We start from the raw sequence: 7044 nt of genomic DNA on the forward strand, positions 1-7044 counted from the left end.
TGAAAAGGGATGTCTTTTACCACCACATTTAATTTTTCCACCTTGTTCAACAGTTAATTTAATTCATCTGCAAGTCTCGCTGCCACTTTAACAAAATTGTTATCATCTTTATAAGGTTTTGGTGGCACTAATCTTAATTCAGCTCCGAGATTTCTAAGTAAATCTTTTTTTTCTTGAGTTTGGTTATCATTCATTACAATGATTGTTTTATAACCTAACGAATTTCCTAATAGACCTAAACCAATCCCAGTGTTACCAGCTGTTCCTTCAACAACTGTTCCACCTTTAGCAATTAATTTTTTTTCTTGAGCGTCTTTAATTAAAGCAAGTGCAGCTCTATCTTTAACTGATCCGCCTGGATTTAAAAATTCTGCTTTTCCATAAATATTGCATCCAGTAATTTCTGATGCTGCTTTTAATTTAATTAGTGGGGTGTTTCCTATACCTGAAATAAAATCGTTTTGTGTGTTATTCATTATCTGATTTTTTATCACTATCAGGTGTAATTCCATAAGGTTTAAATTCACTATCAGCAATACCAACACTTCTTGCTGGAATTCCAACCATAACAGCATTTTCTGCAACATCTTTAGTTATAACTGCATTAGCTCCAATTCTTGCACCTTTACCAACTACTAATGGTCCTAATACTTGTGCACCTGAACCAATTACTACATCTTCTTTTATGGTAGGATGTCTTTTCATGTTACGTTGATCATTTGAATTTATACTGGGTGCAATTCCACCTAATGTAACCATATGGTAGATTGTAACATTGTCACCAATGTCTGAAGTTTCTCCAATCACAACTCCCATTCCATGATCGATAAATAAATTTTTTCCAATTTTAGCGTTTGGATGTATTTCGATACCAGTTAAGAATCTTGAAAATTGAGAAATGATTCTCGCAATCAAATGAAATTTTGCAGTACTAAAAAAATTAGCTATTCTATGAAAGAATACCGCTTTAACACCTGGATAAGTTAATATTAAACTTAATTTAGATTTTGCTGCTGGATCTCTATCAATTATTGATTGTAAAAAATCACTCATATTTCTTAAGTTTAGTTGCTGTTGATTAAAAAATTATATGCCTTATATAGTACTTAATTACTCAATTTAAAGAGGTTTATATGTACAAAAACACCAATTGTTTTCATCTAGCTATCCCTTGTGGAGACCTAGAGGTTGCAAAAAAATTTTACAGTGAAACTTTAGGATGTAGGTTAGATAACTCGGCACAAGAGTGGGCAGATGTTGATTTTTGGGGCAATGAATTAACTTTGCATAAAAGCGAACATAAATTAGACAATGAGAGACATGATGTAGACATGGGAAATGTTTCTGTCCCTCATTTTGGTGTTCATTTATCCAGAAAAGACTTTGATGCTTTAAAACAAAGATTAAAAGATAGTGGAACTAAGTATTACGATGAACCTTATTTGAGATTTAAAGGAACAAAATACGAGCAAGAAACTTTCTTCGTTAAAGACCCAAACGAAAATATTCTAGAAATCAAAACATTAACAGCAAATCCAGAGTAAACTTAAAGCCTAATGGAATACCTGGTATTAGGCTTCTTTACAGGGATTAGCTTAATCTTAGCTATAGGTGCCCAGAATATTTTTGTTATTGAGCAAGGTTTAAAAAAACAACACATATTTATTGTTTGCTTAATATGCTCAATATCAGATTTGATATTAATTTTTTTGGGTATTTTTCTTTTCCATTATTTTAATCAATACTTTAATTCTTTAATTGAATTAATTTTAAATTTATTTTTAATTTTATTTTTACTTCACTTTATTTTTAAAAAAATAAAATCTCATTATTCTGATATTAACTTTAGTACTGAGCCAAATAATATTTCAAAATTAAATATTGTATTTAAAACTTTAGGATTTACATATTTAAATCCACACGTTTATTCTGATACAGTTTTTTTTCTTGGAAATTTTTCAAAAAATTATTTACTTAACCAAAAAATTTTATTTGGGATAGGTGCGTCTATAGCATCATTTTTATTTTTTTTTATATTAGGATATTTATCTAATTATTTATCGAAGTATGCTAATAGTAAAAAAATTTGGAAAGTAATTAATATTTTTATCATATGTTTTATGTCTATTTTAACTTTATTCATTATTAAGGAAATATTATGAGCAATATTTACGTAGATGATTTAGGCGAAGGGTTTCCTTTTGTTTTAGTTCATGGCTATTTAGGCTCATCTGAAATGTGGACTTTTCAAAAAGAATTTTTTTCAAAAGATTATCGTGTGATTACCCCAGCTCTCCCAGGATTTGGAGAAAGTCATAATGTAAAATCTTTAGATTCTATTAATAAAATGGCTAAAGAAATTATAAATGTATTAGATCAAAAAAAGATCGATAAATTCAATTTAATTGGTCATTCAATGGGAGGAATGATTGTTCAAGAAATTACAAAATTGATTGGGGATAGAGTTAATAAATTAATTTGTTTTGCAACAGGATCCATTGGAGATATCCCAGGAAGATTTGAGACTATGGATGAAACAAGGGAAAAACTTAAGAAAGAAGGCGCACAACTCTCTTTTTCTAGAGTACCTCTTAAGTGGTTTGTAAAAGGTGATAAGGATAAAAATTATTTTCTTTGCGAAAATGCTGTTAAAAATGTTTCATTAGAAGCTGCTGATAATGCATTACTAGCAATGAAAAATTGGAGAGGTAAAGAAAATTTAAAAAATATAAAAAATGACACCCTTATAATATGGGGCAATAAAGATACTTCATATAATTTTGATCAAGTTGATACACTTAATAAAAACATTAAAAATAGCCGTTTAGAAATATTTAAAGATTGTGCTCATAATGTTCACTTAGAACAGCCTGATCAATTTAATAATTTAGTAAAAGAATTTATCTCAAAATAATATTTTTATTAAGCTGATAAACTTTTTTATAAGCTCCAATAAATTTTTTTGAAGAATGAAATTTTCCAGGAAAAATTATACATTTTATTTTAGCTCGCCTAGCTGAATTTAAACTTTCTTGAGAATCCTCAATTGCTACACAATCATTAGCTTTAAGCTTAAGTTTTTTAAGTGCTAATAAGTATATATCTGGATTGGGTTTTAATTTTTTTACTAATTTTGCATTCCCTATAAAGTTAAAATTTCTTTTATTAATTGATTTTCTTAAACAATATAAGATTGCATTTATATTGTTTAACGATGTAGATGAAACAAATGCAATTTTTATTTTTTCTTTTTTACATAATGAAATTAAATTTTTTACACCTGGCCTTAATTTAAGATGATTTTTTTTTAGATAATTATTAAAGATTTTAGTTTTTAAATTTCTTAAGTATCCAGAGTCTATGGTATCATTTTTCTTTTTGGCATATCTTGTTATTCTGTCTTTGCCTCCAGATTTACTTAATAATCTTTGATACTCACGTTTGGTCCAATACCAATCAAGTCCATATTTTTTGAAAGCTTTATTAAATGACTTTCTCTGAATTTCTGAAGTTTCAACAATAGATCCGATAGAACCAAAAAGTAATGCTTTATAATATTTCAACCTTTCACAGCTCCAGCAGTTAAACCACTAATAACCTGTCTTTGGAAAAACATAACAAGCATAAATAAAGGTGCAGTAGCAGATACAACCGCAGAAACTGCCCACATTAAATTTCCCTCATGTTGATTAGTACCTAAGTAACTTTGTATTTTTGGGACCATAGTATGATTTTCTTGATTAAGAAGTAACGCTGTTACTGTAAAATCATTATAAGCTAACATTAAACTAAATAATCCTGCTGTAATTACTCCAGGCCACATCACTGGCATAATGATATGCCTAAAAGCTTGAAAATACGAACAACCATCTATTAAAGCACTTTCGTCAAGTTCTTTAGGAACAGTTTTGAAAAATGAATAAAGCAGCCACAAAGTAAAAGGTTGATTTATAGCAACTAAAACAACAATCGTAGTAGGAAGAATTCCCCAAATCTGCAATTCAAAGAAAGGAAAAAGATATCCTGATACTAAAGTTATATGTGGCATAGCTCTAAAAATTAAAGCTGCCATTAAAATCCAAAAAGCATATTTCTCAGTTGATCTTGAAAGAGCATATGCTCCTAAAGTTCCTAAAAACAAAGAAATACTTACAACAAATACTGTAACTATAATTGTATTTTTTGATGCTTTCCAAAATTCACCTTCAGTCCAAGCTTGTGTATAAGCATTGGTTGTAAATTGTCCGCCAGTTTCAATTAAGGTATTAAATGCTGATATTGCATACCACCAATCAGATCTTGAAAAGAAATCAGCTCTTACTTTAAATGATCCCCAAAAAGTCCAAATAAAAGGGAAACAAGCAATTAACAACCAAGTGATAATAAAAATGGTATTAAAAGTTTTTAAACGAGTTGATTTTGTATCTAGTCCATAATCCATAATTATCTCGCTGTTTTAAATTCTTTCCAAGTTCTAATTAATACTGGTGCTAGCAGAATAGCTATTCCAATAATTGTCATCATTGAAGTAGCTGCAGCGGAACCAAACAATATCACTTCCTCATTAACTAAATTGTCATAGATTAACCAAGATAAAGATTGTGCACTTCCTTCAGCGCTAAACCCTATAATGGGCTCAAATACTCTAAAGTTATCCATTAAAGAAATCAAAGCAACAAATGTAACTACAGGATAAATATGTGGTAAAACTATATGTTTAATTCTTTGAAATCTTGTGGCTCCATCTATAATTGCAGCTTCAATTGGTTCTTGAGGGACTGTTTGAAGTGCTGCATAAAAAACTACAAAGGCAAAAGGGGAGTGATGCCATATTCCGTAAATAATAATTGTTATCCAAGTTAATGTTTTTGATGATTTAAGTGATAAATAAGGATCATTCATTAAATTTTGAATATTTGCTCCAATTATACCCTGAGAATCTATCATCCAAAATAATACTAATGATCCAACCAACGGTGTAACAATCATCGGTAAAATTGTACCAAAGATTAAAGGTCCCCTAATTTTTCTAGCAACTGCATTTAAGCTTAATGCAATAATAAATCCTAAAAGGAGTACATTTGGTGTAACAAACAAACAATAAGTTAAAGTAAATATTAGAGCTTTATAAAAGGGAAGATTAGTTACTTGGTCTACAAAAGCGCCAAAACTTTCAGTTTCATTCCAAAATTTTTTTATTTCATCAACTGCTAAATGATTTCGATCAGTATAAGTGCCAAAGCCATTAAATTTACCAAGTGGCTTTGCTTCTCTAATTTTCGAGGTTTCTTCGTTATCAACAACAATTGAAACAGTACATCCAAAAGGGTCACATTTTTTAACTTCTTTTACTACTTGATCATGTTGTGCGTAAAAGGATTGAATGCCGGTAGATATAATTGGTAACCCAATAAACAGGATCATAGCTAAACCTGTAGGTAAGAAAAACCAGAAAAAAGTTTTATTAGGCATTTAAATATTGATTAAGTGGGGAGCAAGTCCCCACTTATAAGTTTTAGATTTTATAGAAAGCCTTGTTCTTTAGCTTTACTAATGTAAGCAGCTTCAACATCTTTCAATGCTTGTTCAGCTGACTCTTTACCTTGTAAAAACTCAACAATCTCACTTCCTAATGCACCATGCATTAAACCCATTTGCGGTAACATTGGATATGGTTTTGCTCCCATTTTTACAGCTTCGATAACACCAATAGATTTTGGTCCTGGTACAAACCCTTCTACTAACCAAACGGCTTGATCAGCAGCGTCAGCAACCATCTTTTTATTTGATGCTGCATGCGCTAAAGCTCTAAATGTTGCCTCAGCATCTGCATCAGGTCTGTTTTTTGCAAGTGTGAAACCATCCCACCATAATGTAGCAGCTGGAATATTTCCTCCACCTACAGTAGCAGGTCCAGTTAATTTAGTTGCCTTAGTAATGTTAGGATCACCTTCATCATCTAAAAGTGTTCCTGATCTAGATGCCCATAATGTCATCAATGCAACATTACCAGACTCCCATTCTACTTTAATTGCTTCACTATCATGAGTTAAGTAATCAGGGTTACTCAATTCAGATAATTTTTTTAACATATTTAAAGTAGCAACGCCTTTAGCATTATTAATATTAGGCTCTGCACTTCCAGATTTAAAGAATTCACCACCGTGACCAATAAACATGTTCACAAATTCTTCTGCTAAATTCCAACCAGCTTTGTATGCAGCTGCGTAAGGATATTGCATTTTGCCTGAAGCTCTAATTTTTTCAGATGCTGCAACTACTTCCTCATAAGTTTTTGGAATAGCTATACCAAGGTCTTTCAAAACATCTTCTCTGTAATACAAATGTTGAGTATTAGCCATAAACGCTACAGCCATTACTTTTCCATCGATTGTAATTAATTGAGAGTCTTGAATTCCTTTTCCATATTTTTTAACAAGATCATCTAGTGGTCTAATTAAATCTTGGTTCATCAAAGGAACAATTGAACTATTAGCTGCAATTCTTGCTGAAAACTCAGATGGATTTGCAGTCAAAGCTGGCACAGCGATTTTATTATGCTCAGATGAGTGAGTCACTTTAAAATCAGCACTTCCTTTACATTGTTTAGAAGTTTCAACGAAAGTTCTTAATGCAGGAAAATCATTAGCCAAAATATTTATTGAACCACTTTTAATGTTACAATCTGCAAATGCAGAAGTTCCAAAAAGCAGAAACAATAAAGTAACTAGTATTTTTCTCATATGTTTTCTCTCTATATTATTATGTTAAACTATTATTTAAGTATAAAAACTATATCTATTCTGGAAGATGAATAAAAGTGATAATTTAAATCACTTTTGACGCAAGTTCCGCACCCCTTACAAGAGACTCAAGTTTTTTATAAACTATATTTTCATCTACATTGCCAAAGCCAGCAAAGGTGCTAAATCCACAGTCAGTCCCAGCTAATAATTGTTCAGCATCAATGACCTTAGAAAAGGTTAAAATTCTATTTTTTACAACTTCGGGATGATCTACAAAATTTGTTGTAGAATCTATTAC

General features: G+C 30.6%; 8 protein-coding genes and 2 pseudogenes. 3 read left to right on the top strand and 7 right to left on the bottom strand.

Annotated elements, in window-relative coordinates; translation table 11 throughout:
- Positions 1-59 precede the first annotated feature (59 nt).
- Positions 60-476 (bottom strand): annotated as a pseudogene (locus tag AMN88_RS00835) (pyridoxal-phosphate dependent enzyme); the annotation flags it as partial.
- Positions 469-1053, bottom strand: coding sequence for a serine O-acetyltransferase EpsC (gene epsC, locus AMN88_RS00840; RefSeq protein WP_075536001.1), 585 nt, complete (start codon positions 1051-1053; stop codon positions 469-471). The pseudogene AMN88_RS00835 and the gene epsC, both read right to left, overlap by 8 nt.
- An 80-nt stretch (positions 1054-1133) precedes the next feature.
- On the opposite strand from epsC, the gene AMN88_RS00845 reads away from it, so the two are divergent.
- The 3 genes from AMN88_RS00845 to AMN88_RS00855 are packed head-to-tail and all read left to right on the top strand — an operon-like array spanning position 1134 to position 2914.
- Positions 1134-1544 carry a VOC family protein gene (locus AMN88_RS00845; RefSeq protein WP_072090354.1) on the top strand — a complete coding sequence of 137 codons (411 nt, stop codon included), beginning with the start codon at positions 1134-1136 and terminating at the stop codon, positions 1542-1544.
- A 12-nt stretch (positions 1545-1556) separates the two neighbouring features.
- A complete protein-coding gene (locus AMN88_RS00850; RefSeq protein ID WP_075536002.1) occupies positions 1557-2162 on the top strand; it encodes a LysE/ArgO family amino acid transporter in 606 nt (201 codons plus the stop codon).
- Positions 2159-2914: an alpha/beta fold hydrolase gene (locus AMN88_RS00855; protein ID WP_075536003.1), complete on the top strand. Its 756-nt coding sequence runs from the start codon at positions 2159-2161 to the stop codon at positions 2912-2914. Before AMN88_RS00850 ends, AMN88_RS00855 begins: the two co-directional genes overlap by 4 nt.
- Here AMN88_RS00855 and AMN88_RS00860 read toward each other — a convergent pair.
- The 5 genes and pseudogenes from AMN88_RS00860 to AMN88_RS04540 form a co-directional block, all read right to left on the bottom strand.
- Positions 2901-3563, bottom strand: coding sequence for an HAD-IA family hydrolase (locus tag AMN88_RS00860; protein WP_075536004.1), 663 nt, complete (start codon positions 3561-3563; stop codon positions 2901-2903). The two genes, AMN88_RS00855 and AMN88_RS00860, sit on opposite strands and share 14 nt — an antisense overlap.
- Positions 3560-4441, bottom strand: coding sequence for a carbohydrate ABC transporter permease (locus AMN88_RS00865; RefSeq protein ID WP_075536005.1), 882 nt, complete (start codon positions 4439-4441; stop codon positions 3560-3562). The genes AMN88_RS00860 and AMN88_RS00865 overlap by 4 nt, the downstream gene beginning before the upstream one ends.
- A gap of 2 nt (positions 4442-4443) precedes the next feature.
- A complete protein-coding gene (locus AMN88_RS00870; RefSeq protein WP_075536006.1) occupies positions 4444-5472 on the bottom strand; it encodes a carbohydrate ABC transporter permease in 1029 nt (342 codons plus the stop codon).
- Positions 5473-5522: 50 nt separating this feature from the next.
- On the bottom strand, positions 5523-6743 hold the full coding sequence (locus tag AMN88_RS00875; protein ID WP_075536007.1) for an ABC transporter substrate-binding protein: 1221 nt from the start codon (positions 6741-6743) through the stop codon (positions 5523-5525).
- Between the two features lie 85 nt (positions 6744-6828).
- A pseudogene (locus AMN88_RS04540) lies at positions 6829-7044 on the bottom strand (epoxyalkane--coenzyme M transferase); the annotation flags it as partial.

Source organism: Candidatus Pelagibacter communis, assembly GCF_001180165.1.
Taxonomy (GTDB): Bacteria; Pseudomonadota; Alphaproteobacteria; order Pelagibacterales; family Pelagibacteraceae; genus Pelagibacter; species Pelagibacter ubique_P.

Bases quoted from the DNA above. Each gene is read 5' to 3' on its own strand.
- epsC (WP_075536001.1), bottom strand. From the start codon at position 1,053: ATGAGTGATTTTTTACAATCAATAATTGATAGAGATCCAGCAGCAAAA.
- AMN88_RS00845 (WP_072090354.1), top strand. From the start codon at position 1,134: ATGTACAAAAACACCAATTGTTTTCATCTAGCTATCCCTTGTGGAGAC.
- AMN88_RS00850 (WP_075536002.1), top strand. From the start codon at position 1,557: ATGGAATACCTGGTATTAGGCTTCTTTACAGGGATTAGCTTAATCTTA.
- AMN88_RS00855 (WP_075536003.1), top strand. From the start codon at position 2,159: ATGAGCAATATTTACGTAGATGATTTAGGCGAAGGGTTTCCTTTTGTT.
- AMN88_RS00865 (WP_075536005.1), bottom strand. From the start codon at position 4,441: ATGGATTATGGACTAGATACAAAATCAACTCGTTTAAAAACTTTTAAT.
- AMN88_RS00870 (WP_075536006.1), bottom strand. From the start codon at position 5,472: ATGCCTAATAAAACTTTTTTCTGGTTTTTCTTACCTACAGGTTTAGCT.
- AMN88_RS00875 (WP_075536007.1), bottom strand. From the start codon at position 6,743: ATGAGAAAAATACTAGTTACTTTATTGTTTCTGCTTTTTGGAACTTCT.